At 63.5% G+C, this 17,476-nt stretch carries 14 protein-coding genes and 1 pseudogene; 8 read left to right on the forward strand and 7 right to left on the reverse strand.

From position 1 onward, the window contains the following. Window positions 1-41: 41 nt before the first annotated feature. From H926_RS0110360 to H926_RS0110370, 3 genes are read right to left on the reverse strand one after another with little or no spacing between them, the layout of a single operon-like run. Entirely contained in the window at window positions 42-953 is a 912-nt protein-coding gene (locus H926_RS0110360) for a dioxygenase (protein ID WP_022676235.1), read from the reverse strand. 47 nt (window positions 954-1,000) lie between these two features. Then, window positions 1,001-1,291, reverse strand: coding sequence for a muconolactone Delta-isomerase (catC, locus tag H926_RS0110365; protein ID WP_022676236.1), 291 nt, complete (start codon window positions 1,289-1,291; stop codon window positions 1,001-1,003). Between the two features lie 5 nt (window positions 1,292-1,296). Further along, a complete protein-coding gene (locus H926_RS0110370) occupies window positions 1,297-2,454 on the reverse strand; it encodes a muconate/chloromuconate family cycloisomerase (protein WP_022676237.1) in 1,158 nt (385 codons plus the stop codon). A 109-nt stretch (window positions 2,455-2,563) separates the two neighbouring features. On the opposite strand from H926_RS0110370, the gene H926_RS0110375 reads away from it, so the two are divergent. Continuing rightward, window positions 2,564-3,481: a LysR family transcriptional regulator gene (locus tag H926_RS0110375; RefSeq protein ID WP_028657838.1), complete on the forward strand. Its 918-nt coding sequence runs from the start codon at window positions 2,564-2,566 to the stop codon at window positions 3,479-3,481. Here the strand turns inward: H926_RS0110375 and H926_RS0110380 are convergent. After that, complete coding sequence (locus H926_RS0110380; RefSeq protein WP_022676239.1) at window positions 3,467-5,260, reverse strand: sigma-54-dependent Fis family transcriptional regulator; 1,794 nt, start codon at window positions 5,258-5,260, stop codon at window positions 3,467-3,469. The two genes, H926_RS0110375 and H926_RS0110380, sit on opposite strands and share 15 nt — an antisense overlap. 198 nt (window positions 5,261-5,458) lie before the next feature. Here H926_RS0110380 and H926_RS0110385 point away from each other — a divergent pair, with 198 nt between their 5' ends. Genes H926_RS0110385 through H926_RS0110400 form a run of 4 tightly spaced genes read left to right on the forward strand, consistent with a single transcriptional unit; the run spans window position 5,459 to window position 11,056 of the window. Then, the gene (locus H926_RS0110385) at window positions 5,459-7,969 is read left to right on the forward strand and encodes a TonB-dependent receptor (RefSeq protein ID WP_043609031.1); all 2,511 of its coding nucleotides are present in this window, start codon (window positions 5,459-5,461) and stop codon (window positions 7,967-7,969) included. A gap of 2 nt (window positions 7,970-7,971) precedes the next feature. Then, a complete protein-coding gene (locus H926_RS0110390) occupies window positions 7,972-9,045 on the forward strand; it encodes an aromatic ring-hydroxylating dioxygenase subunit alpha (protein ID WP_022676241.1) in 1,074 nt (357 codons plus the stop codon). Further along, window positions 9,042-9,995: a PDR/VanB family oxidoreductase gene (locus tag H926_RS0110395; protein ID WP_022676242.1), complete on the forward strand. Its 954-nt coding sequence runs from the start codon at window positions 9,042-9,044 to the stop codon at window positions 9,993-9,995. Before H926_RS0110390 ends, H926_RS0110395 begins: the two co-directional genes overlap by 4 nt. Before the next feature lie 17 nt (window positions 9,996-10,012). Further along, window positions 10,013-11,056 carry an aromatic ring-hydroxylating dioxygenase subunit alpha gene (locus tag H926_RS0110400; protein WP_022676243.1) on the forward strand — a complete coding sequence of 348 codons (1,044 nt, stop codon included), beginning with the start codon at window positions 10,013-10,015 and terminating at the stop codon, window positions 11,054-11,056. Between the two features lie 437 nt (window positions 11,057-11,493). On the opposite strand, the pseudogene H926_RS32455 reads toward H926_RS0110400, so the two are convergent. From H926_RS32455 to H926_RS0110415, 3 genes and pseudogenes are all read right to left on the reverse strand, one after another. Next, a pseudogene (locus H926_RS32455) lies at window positions 11,494-11,610 on the reverse strand (IS3 family transposase); the annotation flags it as partial. Between the two features lie 104 nt (window positions 11,611-11,714). Next, window positions 11,715-12,803: an alpha/beta hydrolase gene (locus H926_RS26835; RefSeq protein ID WP_022676244.1), complete on the reverse strand. Its 1,089-nt coding sequence runs from the start codon at window positions 12,801-12,803 to the stop codon at window positions 11,715-11,717. A 28-nt stretch (window positions 12,804-12,831) separates the two neighbouring features. Then, window positions 12,832-13,686 (reverse strand): alpha/beta hydrolase, encoded by an 855-nt coding sequence (locus H926_RS0110415; RefSeq protein ID WP_158441970.1) that lies wholly within the window; start codon window positions 13,684-13,686, stop codon window positions 12,832-12,834. A 278-nt stretch (window positions 13,687-13,964) separates the two neighbouring features. On the opposite strand from H926_RS0110415, the gene H926_RS0110420 reads away from it, so the two are divergent. From H926_RS0110420 to H926_RS34250, 3 genes are all read left to right on the forward strand, one after another. Then, window positions 13,965-14,900, forward strand: a complete 936-nt coding sequence (locus H926_RS0110420) for a hypothetical protein (RefSeq protein WP_022676246.1) — start codon at window positions 13,965-13,967, stop codon at window positions 14,898-14,900. Window positions 14,901-14,963: 63 nt separating this feature from the next. Further along, a complete protein-coding gene (locus H926_RS26840; protein WP_022676247.1) occupies window positions 14,964-16,568 on the forward strand; it encodes a carboxylesterase/lipase family protein in 1,605 nt (534 codons plus the stop codon). A 44-nt stretch (window positions 16,569-16,612) separates the two neighbouring features. Next, window positions 16,613-17,476, forward strand: an 864-nt coding sequence (locus H926_RS34250) for a hypothetical protein (RefSeq protein WP_237741014.1), incomplete at its 3' end; no start/stop codon positions are given.

Consider the following 17,476-nt stretch of genomic DNA (forward strand, 5'->3'; position numbering starts at 1 on the left):
CCTTTAGCCGAAGAATGCGCGTTATCCGCCCTGGCGGTGCGTTATGCCGCATCCACCGGTTCGGCAGCAGCACGGGCGCGGGCGGAAAAACCCTCGTCTTCGGCATCGCTGGCTCGCTGCAACTGGAAATCGAACGCGATATATGCCGCATCACCCTGGCGATTGGGCACAGGCAGCAGGCCTTCGCGCGTGCCAAAGGCAAAATCGTCGGCTGCAAAGGGGTCGTCGCCGAAATTGATCTGGGTGGTCAAGGTGCGATAGCCCGGTGCCTCGATGAAGAAGTGCACGTGCGCCGGGCGATTGCCATGCCGGCCCAAGGCCTGCATCAGTTGGTCCGTTGCGCCACCGGGCGGCACCGAATAGCCGCTCGGCTGCTTGGAATGAAACGCATAGCGCCCGTCCTTGCCCAGCTTGATGCGCCGGCGGTTGTTGAACGGGGTCTGTTCGCCAGTTGGATCGAAGTGCGAATACCACCCTTGGCTGTTTGCATGCCAGACATGCACGATCGCATTCTCCACCGGCTCGCCATCGGGGCCAGTCACCGCGCCGTTCATGTAGAGGGTGTGGGCGCCTTCGTCGGGATCGACCGTCAGCGCGGCATCGCCTTCCACCAGCGGCGCCCCCGCCACATAGAGCGGCCCCTCGATAGTGCGCGGTGTGCCGCCAACCCGCCCGGCTTGCGCGTCCTTGGCATCCAGGAACAGGTCGATGAAATGCTCAAGCCCGATGCCCGGAACGATCAGCCCGAGTTCGCCGGAACCTTCGGCAAGATACTTGACGGCCAGCCAGAATTCGCTCTCCGACACGTCATGCTTGACGATCACGGTCATGGCGCTTTCGATAAGGTCGCGCATGATAGCCTTGAGACGCGGGTTGCCACCGCTTTCCTCGATGCCCGCCGCGCGATCGAGCAGCTTCTGGACTTCTGGCGATTTGACGAAGCTGGTGTCCATGTTCACTCTCCTGGATGTCTTTTATGCCCGGTTTTCGTACGCTGCGCTCAGCGATCGTCGTCGTGGAGCGACGAGGGATGCCGGCACAGCGGGGTCACTTTGATGGTCATGAACGGAAACAGCGGCAGCGCCATCAGCGTGTCATGCAGCGCGGCATTGCTCTCCACATCGAAGATCGAGACGTTCGAATAAAGCCCCACCTTGCGCCAGATGTGGCGCCAGGTCCCTGCCGCCTGAAGCTGCTGGGAATAGGCCTTTTCCTCGGCCTTAATCCGCGCCGCCTCGTCAGCATCGAAGCCCAGCGGAATGTTGACGTCCATTTCCACCATGAACAGCATGGGTTTCAGGCTCCTGCACTGACGGGATGAAGACGCGGCCCGTCGCGGTCGCGCCGGAAGAAGGCGAGCTTGTCCTCGTCGAAAGCGATGCCAAGCCCTGGCCCGTCGGGCACGCCCAACGAGAAGTCGCGATAGTCGAGCGGCTCGCGCAGAATCTCTTCGGTCTGCAGCAGCGGGCCGAACAACTCGGTTCCCCAGGCCAGATGCGGGACGGTGGCAAAGACATGGGCCGAGGCGGCCGTACCGACACTGCCTTCGAGCATCGTCCCGCCATAGAGACCGATGCCTGCGGCCGCGGCGATTGCCGCAACTTCGGCCGCAGCAAACAGCCCCCCGGATTGGGCGATCTTGAGCGCAAACACATCGGCCGCGCCGGCCGAGGCGATGCGCAGTGCGCTGCGCGGCCCGTGCAAGGCCTCGTCGGCCATCAGCGGGATCGTCTGCTGCGCGGTCAGGCGGGCCATCGCCGCGATGTCATCGCCCGCGGTCGGTTGCTCGACCAGATCGCAGCCCACATCGTGCAGCATCGCCATGCCCAGGCTGGCCTGCGTTGCCGACCAGTTCTGGTTCACATCGACGCGAATGCTGGCGCGATCGCCCAGCGCCTTGCAGATCGTACCGACGTGGGCAACGTCGTCGCGCACCGCACGCTTGCCGATCTTGAGCTTGAAGATGCGGTGCCGGCGCCGATCGAGCATTTCCTCACCCTCGGCAATGTCGCGCCCGGTGTCGCCGCTGGCCAGGGTCCAGGCCACGGGCAGCCGATCGCGCCGCGCGCCCCCGGAAATCAGCGCCGAGACCGGCACGCCAAGGCGTTTGCCTGCGATGTCGAGCAAGGCGGATTCCACTGCGCATTTTGCAAAATGGTTGCCGCGCACACTGGCGGAAACCTTGGCCATGGTCGCGCCGACCTGCGCGATATCGCAGGTTTTCAGCACGGGCAGGATATAGGTGTCTATCGCCGACTTGATGCTTTCGGGGCTTTCCGGGCAATAGCTGAGACCACCGATCGTCGTGCCCTCACCCACGCCTTCGATGCCGTCGGCGTCGGTCAGGCGCACGATCACCATCGATTGTGCATGCATTGTCGCCATGGCCAGGACATGCGGGCGGATCGTCGGCACATCGACAATGAAGGTATCAGCCCGACTCAGCGTTGCCATTGCAGAAATTGCCCCAAACAGCAGAATTTCAATGATCGATAAGCCTTGCGCCGGAAGCAATCCAACATCTATTGGGTCTAATCTCTATACCTGATAGGTATGAACCATGCTGGACCTGCGCCTCTTGCGCTATTTCGTGATCGTTGCCGACGAAGGCAATTTCAGCCGCGCGGCCGAGCGGCTGCATATTGCCCAGCCGCCATTGTCGCGCGCGATCCAACAGCTCGAAGCCCATGTCGGCGCGCCCTTGCTGGATCGCACGATGCGGCCGCTGCGCCTTACCGAGGTTGGTCGCCTGCTCCATGCCCAGGCCGTGCAATTGCTGGCGCGGATGGAGGATGTCGACACGATGGTGAAGACCGCCGCCACCAGCCGCCGGCGGCGGTTCGTCATCGGGTTTGTCGCCTCCACGATCTATGCCCGGCTGCCCGAAATGATCCGCGAGTTCCGCAAGGTCGCGCCAGATGTCGAGATCGTGATGGTCGAAAGCACGACGCTCGAACAAATCGCACAGTTGAAGGACGGGCGCATCGACGTAGGCTTTGGTCGCATCCGCTTCGACGATCCGGCCGTACGCCGCATCGTTCTGCACAACGAGCGGTTGATCGCCGCCTTCCCGGTCGACCATCCCCTGGCGCGGGGTGAAGGGCCGATCTCGCTGCACGACCTGGCGAACGAGCCGCAGATTCTCTATCCGCGCTCTCCGCGCCCAAGCTATGCCGACCAAGTTCTATCGCTGTTCCGCGACCAGGCGATCGAACCACGCATCGTCCACGAGGCGCGCGAACTCCAGATCGCCATTGGCCTTGTCGCGGCGGAGGAAGGCATGGCCATCGTCCCTGAGTCGGTGCGCCGCGCGCGCAGCCACGATATTGCCTTTCGCGAACTGGCCGAGCCTGCGACATCGCCGATCATCATGAGCCACCGCGTGGGCGATCTTTCGCCCGATATTGCCAGCATGACCGAGGTTGTGCGCCGCAAATATCGCGATTGGGGCCATGATGCGCCTTTGTCAGGCCAACTGTGACGATGCCCTGCGTTGGCCCCGCAACCAATAGTTGACCTGCGAGCGCGTCATGCCAAGGCGCCGCGCCGTTTCGGTGACGTTGTTGTTGGTGGCCACGAGCGTTGCGCCGATCAGACGGTCTACCACCTCGTCGCGGGTCAGGCGCGCATCGAGCAGTAGGGCATCGATCCTATCGGACGTTTCGGGCAGGCCAGACGCCCCGCGGCGAATGCGATCCATCACATAGGCGGAAAATGGCTCACCGGCTCGCCCGTCGCCATCGCTGTGTCCGCCGTCGAACGATTGCGCCGTCATCGTCACGTGGTGGATGCCGATCAGCTCGTTATCGTCGGCCAGGATCACCGCCCGCTCGATCAGGTTTTCCATCTCGCGAATGTTGCCCGGCCAATCGTATTCCAGGAAATGGCGAATGATCGCATCGTCGAACGCCACCTGGGTGCGCCCGTGCTTGGCGCACATCTTGCGCAGGAAATAGTTGGCCAGCAGCGGGATATCGGCGCGGCGCCGGCGCAGCGGCTGGATCGTGATCGGAAAGGTGGAAATCCGGTGCAGCAGGTCTGACCGGAACGTGCCGTTTGCCACGTCCCGGTGCAGATCCGCATTGGTTGCAGCGACAAGCCGGGCGTTGGTGCGCAGCGGCCGACTTCCACCCACGCGATCGTATTCGCCTTCTTGCAGCACGCGCAGCAATTTGGCCTGAGCCGCGAACGACAAGGTGCCGATTTCGTCCAAAAACAGGGTACCGCCTTCGGCCCGCTCGAAGCGACCGGGGCGCGACGCCGTAGCGCCGGTGAACGCCCCCTTGTCCACGCCGAACAATTCCGCCTCGATCAGCGTTTCGGGAATGGCGGCGCAGTTGACCGACACCAGCGGACCATCGGCACGGTTGCTGCGCTTGTGCAACTCGCGCGCGAACACCTCCTTGCCCACGCCGCTTTCGCCGGTGAACAGAACCGGCGCATCGGTTCTCGCCACCTTGTTCACGAGGTGAAGCGCCAGGTTGAACGCCGAGGAGGCGCCGACGATGGAGCGTTGGCCGATGCGCAGGTCTTCATCGGGTAGCAGCTTTCCCGCCGCCACCCCGCCCTGTCGCTGTGCGTAGTTTTCCGCGCGGAACCAGCGCATTTCCTCGTCGGCGTTTTCCCACTGCTCGGCCGCCTTGCCGACGAGGAAGCAGCGATCGTGCCCCATGGCGACGCATTGCACTTCTCGAAAGATCATCGCCCGCCCGAAAAACGCCGAAGCATAGCCCGAAGCATAGCCCACCTGCTGCCAGCCACCGGGATAGGGCGTGATGCCCAGCTCCTGCCGGTGCGACAGGCATTCGGCAGAATTGTGCCAATGATATTCGCTGTAGAAATGGCCGGTCTTGCGATCCGCTTCGAACACCAGCGGCTCGACCTTGACCGATCCCTTGAGCGCATGAAGCTGCGGCCCGACAGCGAAGCCAGCGAAAATGTCATCTTCCTTGCGCAGGTCCAGTGCCAGTTGCGCATCGGCCGAACCGATGCCGTACCCGATCCGCGTCACCAGCCCGCGCGCTTTGTCATAACCCAAAGAGGACACCAGCTCGCGCCGCATGATCCCCAAGGCATTGTTGTCGGTCAGCACCATGCGCTGGCCGTTCAGCGTGATCTCGGCCCGATCGGGATCGTAGTGGAAGGACTTCCACAGATCGTCGAACGATGGCTCACCGGCCACGACCAGTTTCCGCGCCAGATCGCGCGCGGCATCGCGTTCTCCGGCCCAGGCCGGATGCGAAGGATGCTCGCTGGGCATCACTCTCCCCTGTGTTTGTTTTTATACAACTCCAGCATAGTGAATGGCCAATTTTGCGCAACAGCTCTCCTGCTACACGAACGATCTCGCGCATCATGCCAATTATTTCATGCCCTTATTTAAACTGGCACATTCCCTGCTTTTACACTCTGCGCAACGGCACTCCGAAACAACGGGGGCCATTACGGAGGGGTAGAAATGATCAAAGCAGCCTTGCTCACCGGGACCACCATGCTGTCTGCGGCGTTGGCAACTCCCGCCATGGGCCAAACCACAGCCGGCACCGAACCGGCTGCCACCGCGCAGAATGCTCCTGCCGCCGATACCGGCATCGCTGAAATCGTCGTCACCGCGCAGAAGCGTGCGCAGAACGTGCAGGACGTGCCCATCGCCATTTCAGCCTTTGCCGGCAATGCGCTGAAAGAGCGCGCCGTGGCTGATGTGTCGAGCCTTTCGAACATCTCGCCCAACGTGACGCTCGATGCTGGCTCGCCGTTCTCGGGTTCGTCCTCGGTCCTGTCAGCCTATGTCCGTGGCATCGGCCAAAGCGACTTTGCCGCCAACTTCGATCCAGGCGTCGGCGTCTATCTCGATGGCGTCTATCTTGCCCGCACCGTGGGCGCCAATCTCGATCTGCCCGATGTGCAGCGCATCGAAGTGCTCAAGGGGCCGCAGGGTACGCTGTTTGGCCGCAACACGATCGGCGGCGCGATCTCGATCGTCACGCGCGATCCGGGCAACACCACGTCGTTTCGCGGCGACATCACCACCGGCCGCTACAATCGGCTCGACATGAATGCGAGTGTCGACTTGCCCGTGTCCGACACGCTTGCTTTCGCGATAACCGGCGCCTCGCGCCACCGCGATGGCTATCTCAACCGCATTCCCTATCCTGGCGCGGCGACCTACGCCACCGATCCGGAATCCGCTTTCCGTGCCAACGGTACCGATCGCTCCGCCCAGGAAGGCGGGCAAAGCGAATGGTCGCTGCGCGGCAAGATGGTGTGGCGCCCGACAGACCGCCTGACCATCCGCGTCTCGGGCGATTACATGCGGCAGAACCAGCAAGGCACGGCCAACAAGCTGATCAAGACGACATCCAGCATGCCTTCGACGCTGGCCTTTCTCTACAACACCTGCATCAACACCCCGCAGGCGGGGCTGGCCGCAGCAGGGCTGAGCGCGCTGTGCGGTTCGCGCGGCACGCCGCTCAATCCGGGGCAGATGCTCGGCGGTATCGGCGGCGTGAATGTCGATGCCGATCCGAACAACAACCGCCTACCGTATGACGACCGCTTCGTTACCAACAGCATCGATACCAGCTATGCCACCGGCATCAACTTTTCCAAGATGAAGGCCTGGGGGCTTTCCGCCACCGTCGATTACGAACTGGCCGATGGCCTCTCGCTGAAATCGATCACGGGTTATCGTGATCTTGACTGGGCAACCGGCCTCGATGCCGATGGCTCGCCGCTCAACATCCTGGAATTCTCTTTCGGCCTCAAGAACTGGCAATTCAGCCAGGAGTTGCAGCTGGTTGGCCAGACCCTCGACAACAAGCTCAAGTTCGTTCTGGGAGGCTATTACTTCAAAGAACGCAGCCACATGAACGACTATGTGACGTTCGACCAAGGCCTGATCCAGATCGATGGCCCGAATTATCTCGACACAAAGAACTATGCTTTCTTCGGGCAGGTCGATTATGAAATCTCACCGCTTGTCTCGGTCACCGTTGGCGGACGCTATACCAACGAGAAGAAGATCTTCAACGGCGGCCAGAGCGACCTCAACGGGTTTTTCTACAAGGTCAGCGGCTGCACGACCTATGGCAATCCCTGTTCCTCGCTGCTCGGGTTCCCCGATTCCAACCAGCCGCTGCGCTTCTTTGTTTCGCAAGACCAGCATCAGAAATTCAACAACTTCTCGCCCAAGCTGGGCATCCAGTTGCACCCATCACGCGATGTGATGGTCTACGGTTCGTGGTCCAAGGGCTACAAGACCGGGGGTTGGACCACGCGACTTTCCGCGCCGCTCGACTATGCGCCCACGTTCAACCCGGAAAAGGCCGAGACGTTCGAGGCCGGGATCAAGTCCGAACTGCTCGATCGCCACTTGCAGATCAACGCTGCCGTGTTCACCACACGGTATTCCGATATCCAGCTCAATTTCCAGCTTGGCATTTCGCCCACCATCCAGAACGCCGGCGATGCCCGCATCAAGGGTTTCGAGGTCGAGGCCGTGCTCGCCCCGGTCGCGGGCCTCACTATCAACAGCTCGATCGGCTACACCCAGGCGAAGTATACCAGCGTGCTGCCGGGCGCCGTGGTGGCCCCCAACACGCTGCAGGCCGGCGTCTTTGTCGGCGCCCCGCTGCCCAAGGCCCCGAACTGGAAGTTCAACATCAGCCCGCGCTATGAATATCGCCTAGGCAACGGCGGCTCGGTTGTCGCGCTGCTCGACTATACCCGCACCAGCAGCCTGTGGAACGATACCGAGCGCACGCTCCTGCTCCAGCGCCCGGGCGTGGACTCGCTCAGCGCCAGCCTCACCTATCGGGCCCCGGACAAGCGCTGGAGCGCCACGGTGGGCGGCACCAACCTGACCAACGATCGCTACATCGTCAGCGGCAATCTCCAGGCCGCCGGCCTCATCTTCGGCACCTACAACCGTCCCACCGAGTGGTATGCCCGGCTGGGCGTGGAGTTCTGACCATGCCAACCAAGACTGAAACATTCCTGCAAAACTGCTGGTATTGCGCCGGCTGGGGCACCGATGTCGGGCTCGGCAGCCGCGATCTAGTCGTGCGCAAGATCGCGGGCCGCTCGATCCTGCTCTATCGCACGCCGCAAGGTGCGCTGGTGGCGATGGAGGATCGCTGTCCACACCGTTCCGCCCCCCTCTCGCTTGGCCGCAAGGAAGGCGATGCCGTGCGCTGCATGTACCACGGCATGCTGTTCGGCCCCGATGGCCGCTGCCGCCAGGTGCCCGGCATGGACAAGATCCCGCCTGGCGCTGATGTGCCGACGCTCGCGGCGGTGGAAAAGGACGGCTGGATTTGGGTCTGGCTGGGTGATCCCGCCAAGGCCGACCCCGCGCTGATCTGCGAGGCGGTGGGGCCGACCGATCCCGACTGGGTGCTCAAAACCAACGCGATCCGCATCGAGACCAATTACCGGCAGGAAATCGCCAACCTGGCCGATCTCAGCCACGTATCCTGGGTGCATGGCGAAACCTTTGGCGGGTCTGACGACTGGAGCCTGATCCGCCCCCGCCACAAGAACCTGCCGCGCGGGATCGAGACGCGCTACACCGTGCGCGGCGTACCGGCGCCCAACTTTGCCAAGCACCTGTTCGATCCGGCGGCACGGTTCGATATCGATGTGCATGTCACGCTTACCGTGCCGTGCAATTTCATCATGAGCTTCCGCATCAAGTCTGCCGGCGATGCCACGTCGGGAGAGAGCAACGGAGACTTGCTGCTCGATACGTTTACCAGCCAGGCGGTCACGCCGCGCGACGATGGATCGATCGACTATTACTTCTCGTGGGGCACCAGCAAGGCCACCTGGTTTCCCGGCATCGTCGAACTGATGCATGCCACCAACCTCGATGCCTTTCTCGAAGACAAGCGCATTCTGGAAGGTCAGCGCGAGCGGCAACTGCAATATCCCGACGCCCCGCAAATCGACATCGTCCACGATGCCGGCCCCGGCCGCATGCTGTGGGTGCTCGACAAGCTGCTGGAGCAGGAAGCATCGGACCACGTGGCGGAGACCGTTGCATGAACGGATGGATTTCCGTTCGGGTCGCCGAGCGGCGCGAGGAAGCCGAGGGGATTGTCGGCCTCGTCCTCGCGCCGCTGCCCGGCGCCAGCCTGCCGCCATACGAACCGGGCGCGCACATCGACCTGAAAATGCCCAATGGCATGATCCGCCAATATTCGCTGTGCGGCCAGGTGGGCGACACAACGGTCTATGAACTGGGCATCCTGCTCGAGACCGCCGGGCGTGGCGGATCGCGCCATGTGCACGAGCAGGTAAACGTGGGCGACATGCTGGACATCAGCGCGCCGCGCAATCTCTTTGCCCTGGTGCCAGGAGAGCCCGCGCTGCTGTTTGCCGGCGGCATCGGGATCACCCCGATCATCGCCATGGCCGATCATCTGGCGCGCAGCGGCACGCCCTATGCCCTGCATTATTGCGCCAGAACGCACGCGCGCATCGCGTTTCGCGAACGCATCGCGCACTCGCACGCGCCCCACCACGTGCATTACCATTTCGACGATGTGCCGCAGACGCGGCTGGACATGGCGCGCGTGCTGGCAGAGGCTGATCCGCAGGCCCACCTTTATGCCTGCGGCCCGGCCGGCTTCATGGATTTTGTGATCGGCGCGGCGCGGGCGGCCGGTTGGCCCGAAGCACGCCTGCACGTGGAGCATTTCTCCGCGCCGGAAGGGCAGGATCCGGGCGATGCCTTCGAGATAGAGATCGCCGGAACCGGGCAAATCGTGCCCGTTGCTTCTGGCCAAAGCGCGGCAACCGCGCTGGCCGAGGCAGGGATCGAAGTGCCGCTGTCCTGCGAACAGGGCATCTGCGGCACCTGCCTCACCACTGTGCTCGCTGGGGTACCTGACCATCGCGACATGTACCTGTCCGCGGCCGAACAGGCTGCCAACGACTGCTTCACGCCCTGCTGTTCGCGCGCGCGCACGCCGCGCCTTGTCATCGAAATCTAGATTGGAGAGGTCTTGCCATGAAAACCCGTGATCATTTCCTCATGAAGGCCTGGTACATCGCCGCCCTGTCCACCGAGGTGGACGGCGCGCAACTGTTCCATCGCAAGCTGCTGGGCAAATCGGTGCTGATCTATCGCCAGGCCGATGGCACCGCAGTGGCGCTGCACGATCGCTGCCCGCACCGCTTTGCCCCGCTCAGCATGGGTACGCGCCATGGCGACGAGGTGGCCTGCCCCTACCACGCGCTGCGCTTCAACGCGCAGGGGCAATGCACCCACAATCCCCATGGCACTGGCCATATTCCCAAGGCAGCGCAGGTCGATACCTTTGCCCTGGTCGAACGCCACGGCTTCCTGTGGATCTGGATGGACGCATCCGAACCCGATCTCACCCTGCTGCCCGATTATTCCCCGCTCGACATCGGGCACGAAAATGCCGTGGCCTACACCTACATGCATCTGCCGGTGAATTACGAGCTGATCATCGACAATGTCATGGACCTTAGCCACATCGACCACGTCCATGGCGAGATCATCACCACGCGCGGCAAGCTATCGCCGATCGTGCCGCAACTGCGCGAAACCGAAAAGAACGTGAGCGCGCGCTGGGAATGGTCGCAGCAGCCGGCGATGATGATCTTCGCCCCGTTCCTGCCGCGTCCCGAAGACGAGGCCAGGCAGTTTTTCGACATCACCTGGAGCGCGCCGGCCAACATTCAGCTTACCGTTGCCGCGGTGCAGGACAGTGACCGCTTCGACGACGCGCTCGACCAATACGACCTGCACAGCTGCACGCCCGCCGATGCCTTCTCCACCCACTACTTCTTCGCCACGCGGCGCAATCACGTGGTGGAGGATGCAGATTACAACGCCGCCAAGATCGCCGGCATGCATGCCGCCTTTGAAGACGAGGATGGCCCGCTGGTTAAAGCAGTGCAGCAGGAAATGGGCGATGCCGAGTTCTTCTCGCTCAACCCCGTGCTGATGTCCAACGACGTCGCGCCGGTGAAAGTGCGCAAGATGCTCGATCGCATGATCCGCGCCGAACGCGCCGAGGCCTAGCGCCACGCGAACACCCTGGGGGACGCCGCACCGGAGCCTCAAGCCGAACAGGGCGCCGGCGCGATAACCTGACGTCCTGCGGGCAGCGTGGTTTGCGCCAGGCTGCCCGCCTTTTCATCTGGTGCACGTGCTCGCGGCACAAGATAACCGGCCAGCATGCAGAGCAGCGCGATTGCGCCACTTGGCCGGCACCTTGTGCGTTATACGGGGTGGCGATGCGCGCAGCGCTTGGTACAGGAAGCTGAGGTGGTGCCGCCTTCTTGGACAGTTTGACAGCTGAGTTAAGCTAATCCCGGTTTCATTATGCCGCCTGATTGCCTGATCCGCCGACAGGTCCACCGGGGTTCTCCCGGCAAGTCACGAGTGCGGACGCTCGGTGTCGCTGGCAGCCCTGGCTACATCGCCACCCCCGGAAAATGTGCCTGCCGCTTTCAGGCGGCAATCATCGTATGATGCACGCCGCGCTTGGCTGCCAGCTCTGCCAGCGTCAGGTCGCCACGGACCGCCTCCTTTACCTTGAAATCGGCGCTGTAGCGCTTCCTTGTCGTCTTCATTCCCATACCAATCCATCAGGTCCGGAGTAGCTCAACACCCTGTCCAGATTTCCGGCACCACCTCACTATTTGATGCGGCGAGAACAGCGCTACCCCCCGTCAAGTTAAACATCCGAATTGCCGAACGCGCGGCGAAGGGCATCGAATTTGGCCTTGGTGAACTGGCGTGCCGGTGCCGTATCGGCAGCGACAACATCAAAGCCGTGATAGGCACCAGGGATCACCAGCAATTCGCATGGCACCTTCGCCTCGATCAGCCGACGCGCATAGGCAACGTCTTCAGACACGAACAAGTCGATGCCACCAACGCCAATGAACGCCGGCGCCAGTCCGCCCAGGTCCTTGACACGAGCAGGAACGCCTGCCGCCGGCACGTTTGCACCGCCTGGCCGCATGCCCAAGAACGAGGACCAGCCATAGCGATTGCTGGGCGCATCCCAGCCAATCGAACCGAGCGGGAACGGCGGAATAACAGTGCTGCCGGTGCGATCGTCCAGCATTGGATAGATCAGCACCTGCAACAGTACGGGCACCTCCCCGCGATCGCGCGCGGTGATCGCCAGACGCGCGGCATGGCCGCCGCCGGCACTTTCACCCATGATGGCGATGCGGTTAGGATCGACACCGAGCGCGGCTGCATTGTCATGCACCCATTTCAGCGCCGCGTAGTTGTCCTCGACCGAACCGGTGAAACGGGTTTCGGGGGCAAGGCGATAATCCACCGTAACAATGACACAATCGAGTTCCTTGGCCACTGCTTGGTGCTTGCCCACCTCGAAGGCGGCTGTGCCGACGATATACCCGCCGCCATGCATGTGCACGATGGCGGGTCGCTTGCTGCCGGCGCGGGCGTTGATGACAAACACCTTTACCGCTGGCGCGCCACCTGGAACGGGGATCAGGCGCTCTTCCACCGCAACATCGGGCAGTCGCTTGGGCATGAATTCAGGGTGCGGACGGCGCAGTTCAGCCAGGGTGCTGTCGTCGGGCGTGCCGTGTTCGGCACTCATGCGGGCAACCATTTCAGCCGACGGGCGCAAGGCTGGATTTACATAGCGCAGCGCATCGCCCGGGGTGAGCGCGCCGCCAGTTGCGGATCCGGCCGCCGCGCGGGCGATGGGAGGCACCAACTGACTGACGGCCAAACTGCCGGCCCATTGCGCAAGACTCCGGCGCGTGATCTCGAGTGCCATGATCGATTTCCAATCGTGTAACGGGTTTTCAGGAAAGCTGCGTCTGCGCCCAGGCATGGAACAGATCCGGCCAGGCTTTATTGGGTTGATTGGCCCGACCCGCGCCAAAGGCGTGGCCGCCCTTTTCGAACATATGAACCTCGACAGGCCGCTGCGCTGCCGTCATTGCACGCATCATCACCAGCGTGTTTTCCGGTTTGACCGCAGGGTCATCCAGGGCATGCGCCAGGAACATCGGCGGCGTATCGGCCGTCACGTGCAAGGCTGGGGAGTGGCGCGCGATCTGCTCCGCCGTCGGATTGGCGCCGAGCAGATTGGCGGTCGAATCATGGTGGCCGAGGTCTGGGGAAAGACTGATGACCGGATAGATCGCCGCCACGGCAGCAGGCCGTGCATCGGAATCATCCAGCGCGTCCACCGCTGGAAAAACCCGATTGCCATAGCCGCTAGCGAGTGAAGCCGCGAGATGCCCACCGGCCGAAAATCCCACTGCCATGATGCCGTCAGGCCTGAGTTGGCGGCGCGCCGCGTCAAGGCGGATGACCTGGACGGCGCGGCGCGCATCGGCGAGCGAAACGTCTGCGCGCTGCTCCCACCCCTCGCCCGGCAAGCGATAGACCAGCACAAACGTGGTATAGCCCATCGCGCCGAACCGCGCGGCAACCTCGATGCCCTCGTTGAGGATCGACACCCAGCTGTAGGCCCCGCCGGGAAGGAGAAGCAGGCTAAGGCCGTTGGATGGCACGCCTGCTGGTGGCGGAAAGACCCGGATTTCGGGGCGCGCGACATTGCGGATCAGGATGTCGGGAAAGCCAGCGGGCAAAGGCTGCGCCTGGAACCCCGTGCCCGGCACTGCCCCTGGCCACAGCGGCACGCGTTCCACGCTGTTCCATGACGCCGGGAGCGGTGGCAGTTGCAATCCTCTGGGCAGTACCTGCCCCAGCGCCGGGCCGGTTGCGCAGGCCCCCGCGGCTAGGCCAAGCGCAGGCAGTATTGCGCGGCGCGTCCACCCTGCTGCCCGCCGGTTGCCTCCGTCCATCGCTGCATCCTCTCTCGCTTATTCCCAGTCCATTTATATCAAATGGTAGAAAATGCAATTGATTGCAGCAAGATTCTCGCTATGGTTTCGGCAAGGCTGACGAGGCCACGAGAGGATCCCTGATGATGCAGAAATATTCAACTGGCATAGCGGCGATCTGCGCCGTGCTGTCCATGGCGGCAGCGCCGCCCCAGCCCGACCTGGCGCGGGTGGATGCGCGCGCGCCGGCCGGTAGCGGCCGCTTTCCAGCCGTGATGGAGCAGGCGGCATCGTTTCCCGGCTACACGGTATTCGCGCCGGCCCATCTCGCCACTCAATCGAAGCTGCCGGTCGTGCTGTGGGCCAACGGCGGATGCATGGCCTATGGCAACCGCTACCGGACGTTTCTGACCGAGATCGCCTCGCACGGGTATCTGGTGATCTCGATCGGTGGGATTGGGCCCGCCACGATCGAGGGTGGCTCGGAAGAGGGCATGCCCCCGCCGCCAGTGAGCATGACCGCCCCGGCCCTGTCGAACTATACCCAGCTGACCGACGCGCTCGATTGGGCGACAGCGCAGAACCGCGATCGCAAAAGCGCGCTGTTCGCCAAGGTGAATACCGCTGCCGTGGCCGTGATGGGTCACTCGTGCGGAGGACTCCAGGCTATCGCAGCCGCCGCCGATCCACGGATCAAGACCACGCTGGTCATGAACAGTGGGGTCTGGAACAAGGGCACGGGTGGCTTGCCCGGCGCTCCGGTGACCAAGGCGAGCCTGGCCAAGCTCCACGGCTCGGTGCTCTATATCGGCGGTGACGCGTCAGATGGCGCGCACGAAAACAGCCGTGACGATTTCGAGCGCATCACCTCCATTCCAGCGGTCTGGGCCTATCCGGACGGGGTCGGCCATGGCGGAACCTACTTTGAGCCGGGTGGCGGCACGTTTGGCAGCGTGGTGGTCAACTGGCTGCAATGGCGGCTCAGGGGTGATCGCGCCGCTGCATCGCTGTTTTCGGGGCCGGATTGCGGGCTGTGCCGCGACACCCGCTGGCATATCGCCCGCAAGAACCTGAAATGATGATCGGGCGCGACCCGGCCGATACGCCAGCTGGCAAGCCGGCGAAGCGAAAGGAAATACGCCATGCTGTTTGACCGCCGCAGCGCGATGGGCGCGACGCTTGGCTGTGCCGCGCTCATGGCGTTTGATCGCCCTGCGCATGGTGCGGCGGCAACATCGGTGGCGCGGACGACCGCTGGCCGGGTTGCGGGCGTGCTGGCTGACGGGGTGCACCGTTTCCTCGGCGTTCCCTATGGCGAGCCAACCGGAGGAGCGGCCCGCTTCCTCCCTGCCCGCCTGCGTCGACCGTGGAGCGGCATCCGCCCGGCCATTGAGATCGGCCCGCGTTGCCCACAAAAGGGCCATGACGGCTCAACCCCAGAGGCTTCGGAAGACTGCCTGTCGCTCAACGTGTGGACCGGCGCGCTCAAGGGGCGCAAGCCGGTCATGGTATGGCTGCACGGCGGCGGATGGGAAGCCGGCATGGGCTTCGATCCGCTCACCGATGGGGCGTTCCTCGCCCGCACGCAGGACGTTGTCGTCGTGACTATCAACCATCGCCTGAATGTCTTTGGCTATCTCAATCTCGCCCACGCCGGGGGCGAGAAATACGCCGCTTCGGGGAATGCCGGGCTGCTCGACATCGTCCTCGCCCTGCAATGGGTGCGACACAATGCCGAGGCATTCGGTGGCGATCCTGACCGCGTGATGATTTTCGGCCAATCGGGCGGAGGGCGCAAGGCCAGCGTGATGCTGGCAGTGCCGGGCGCGGCGGGCCTTTTCCATCGCTGTGCGTCGGAAAGCGGGCCAGCGCTGCGCATGGATGATGCCGACCTTTCGTTCGAGCGGGCCGATCGCCTATTGCACACGCTTGGGCTGAATGCCGGTGAAGTGAGCAAACTTGCCGATATTCCCGTGGCGACGGTCACCGCAGCGGGCATCACCGTGCGCAACGCCATGGGGCAGTTCCGGCCCAATGTGGATGGCGTGATCCTGCCCCGGCAGCCCGTCGATCCTGGCGGCTTGGCCCCCAGTGCCCATGTGCCACTCATCGTCGGAACGGCGCGCGATGAAACAGCGCTGTTCCTTGGCGCCGACCCTGCCTATGCCACGCTTGGCGAAGCGGAGTTGCGGCGGCAGCTGGAACCATTTCTGCCGTCCAGCCATGCCGAGGCGGTTATTCAAGCCTATCGAGCGCGCTATCCCGCGCTCGACAATGGCCGCTTGTTCGCGCGGCTGACCACCGATCGCAGCTATCTGCTCGATGCGATTCTGCTTGCCGAGCACAAGGCAGCGCAAGGCGGAGCGCCCGCCTACCTCTACGCGTTCGACTATCCCATGACCGTCGGCGCATTTCATGACGTGACCCCGCATGTGGCCGAAGTTCCGTTCATCTTCGGCACGCTGCCGGCCTGGCGCTATGTCACGCCATCGGCAGAGGCGCTGCGGCTGGGCGACACGATGTCAGGCACTTGGGCAGGTTTTGCCCACACGGGCGTGCCCCATGGGCCGCGACTGCCGTCATGGCCGCGTTTTGACGTTGCGACGCGATCGACGATGGTGATCGGCAAGACCATCCGTGTCTTGTCCGATCCGTATCGTGCCGATCGCGAAACCATGCTGCCGTTCGGTTCGCAGCAACTCGATCGCTTCGAGCCAAGGCCCCCCGGGCCCTGGATCCGCCCATGACCAGCGCATCAAAGCCAGCAAGGCAATCAGGCAGGACAACAGCGATGACCGAAACAAAGCGAACCCGGTGTTGGTCCCGTGCACTGATTGCCGGCGCCGTGGCTGCCATGCCGCTCTCCAGCAGTGCCCAGACGCCGCCAGCGCCAGCCGGCGGTCCCTCGCCGATCGAACTGGCGCGCTATGCGGGCTATTTCGCGTTGCCAGACCTGCCGGGTACTGGCCCGATGCCCGCAATCGTAGAAAACCGCGCCACCCTCCCCAACCACCTCATCTATCGCCCGGCCTCGCTCCCGAAGGGTGGTGGCAAGCTGGGCGTCCTGCTGTGGGGCAACAGCGGATGCTCGGCCGATGCGGCCAGCGCGCGGCTCCACCTGCTTGAAATTGCCTCGCATGGTTATGTCGCCATTGCGCCCGGCACCGCGTTGACCGGGCCAGACGCACCCGCTGCGCTTCGCGGGATCATGCCTGATCACGCGTTGCGCCCGGTGGCGACGATGCCGGCGGATATCCTCAAGGGCCTCGATTGGATTCTTGCCGAAAACGCCCGGCCGGGAAGTGATTTCTATGGCAAGATCGATCCGCGCCGCGTTGCAGTTTCCGGGCACAGTTGTGGCGGCGTACAAGCGCTGGATGCCGCGTCCGATCCGCGCGTCCATGCCGTCATCATCCACAACAGCGGCATTTTTCCTGATGGGACGCCGTTCATTCCCGGGCTGACGACACCCAAGCAAGCGCTGGAGCGCCTGCATACCCCGGTCCTCTACATCATGGGCGGCCCGGGCGACATTGCCTACGATAACGGGATGGATGATTTCCGCCGGATCAGCCGTGTGCCGGTGGCTATGGTCAATATCCAGCTCGGCCATCGCGGCAGCATGGACGAGCCATATGGCGGGGGGGGGGGGCGG

The sequence above is a fragment of the Novosphingobium sp. B-7 genome, from assembly GCF_000410615.1.
Classification (GTDB): domain Bacteria; phylum Pseudomonadota; class Alphaproteobacteria; order Sphingomonadales; family Sphingomonadaceae; genus Novosphingobium; species Novosphingobium capsulatum.

What these genes read in the sequence shown, in the direction of transcription:
- catC (WP_022676236.1), bottom strand. Translation starts at nt 1,291, where the DNA reads ATGCTGTTCATGGTGGAAATGGACGTCAACATTCCGCTGGGCTTCGAT.
- H926_RS0110390 (WP_022676241.1), top strand. Translation starts at nt 7,972, where the DNA reads ATGCCAACCAAGACTGAAACATTCCTGCAAAACTGCTGGTATTGCGCC.
- H926_RS0110385 (WP_043609031.1), top strand. Translation starts at nt 5,459, where the DNA reads ATGATCAAAGCAGCCTTGCTCACCGGGACCACCATGCTGTCTGCGGCG.
- H926_RS0110370 (WP_022676237.1), bottom strand. Translation starts at nt 2,454, where the DNA reads ATGGCAACGCTGAGTCGGGCTGATACCTTCATTGTCGATGTGCCGACG.
- H926_RS0110380 (WP_022676239.1), bottom strand. Translation starts at nt 5,260, where the DNA reads ATGCCCAGCGAGCATCCTTCGCATCCGGCCTGGGCCGGAGAACGCGAT.
- H926_RS26835 (WP_022676244.1), bottom strand. Translation starts at nt 12,803, where the DNA reads ATGGCACTCGAGATCACGCGCCGGAGTCTTGCGCAATGGGCCGGCAGT.
- H926_RS0110400 (WP_022676243.1), top strand. Translation starts at nt 10,013, where the DNA reads ATGAAAACCCGTGATCATTTCCTCATGAAGGCCTGGTACATCGCCGCC.
- H926_RS0110395 (WP_022676242.1), top strand. Translation starts at nt 9,042, where the DNA reads ATGAACGGATGGATTTCCGTTCGGGTCGCCGAGCGGCGCGAGGAAGCC.
- H926_RS26840 (WP_022676247.1), top strand. Translation starts at nt 14,964, where the DNA reads ATGCTGTTTGACCGCCGCAGCGCGATGGGCGCGACGCTTGGCTGTGCC.
- H926_RS0110360 (WP_022676235.1), bottom strand. Translation starts at nt 953, where the DNA reads ATGGACACCAGCTTCGTCAAATCGCCAGAAGTCCAGAAGCTGCTCGAT.
- H926_RS0110420 (WP_022676246.1), top strand. Translation starts at nt 13,965, where the DNA reads ATGATGCAGAAATATTCAACTGGCATAGCGGCGATCTGCGCCGTGCTG.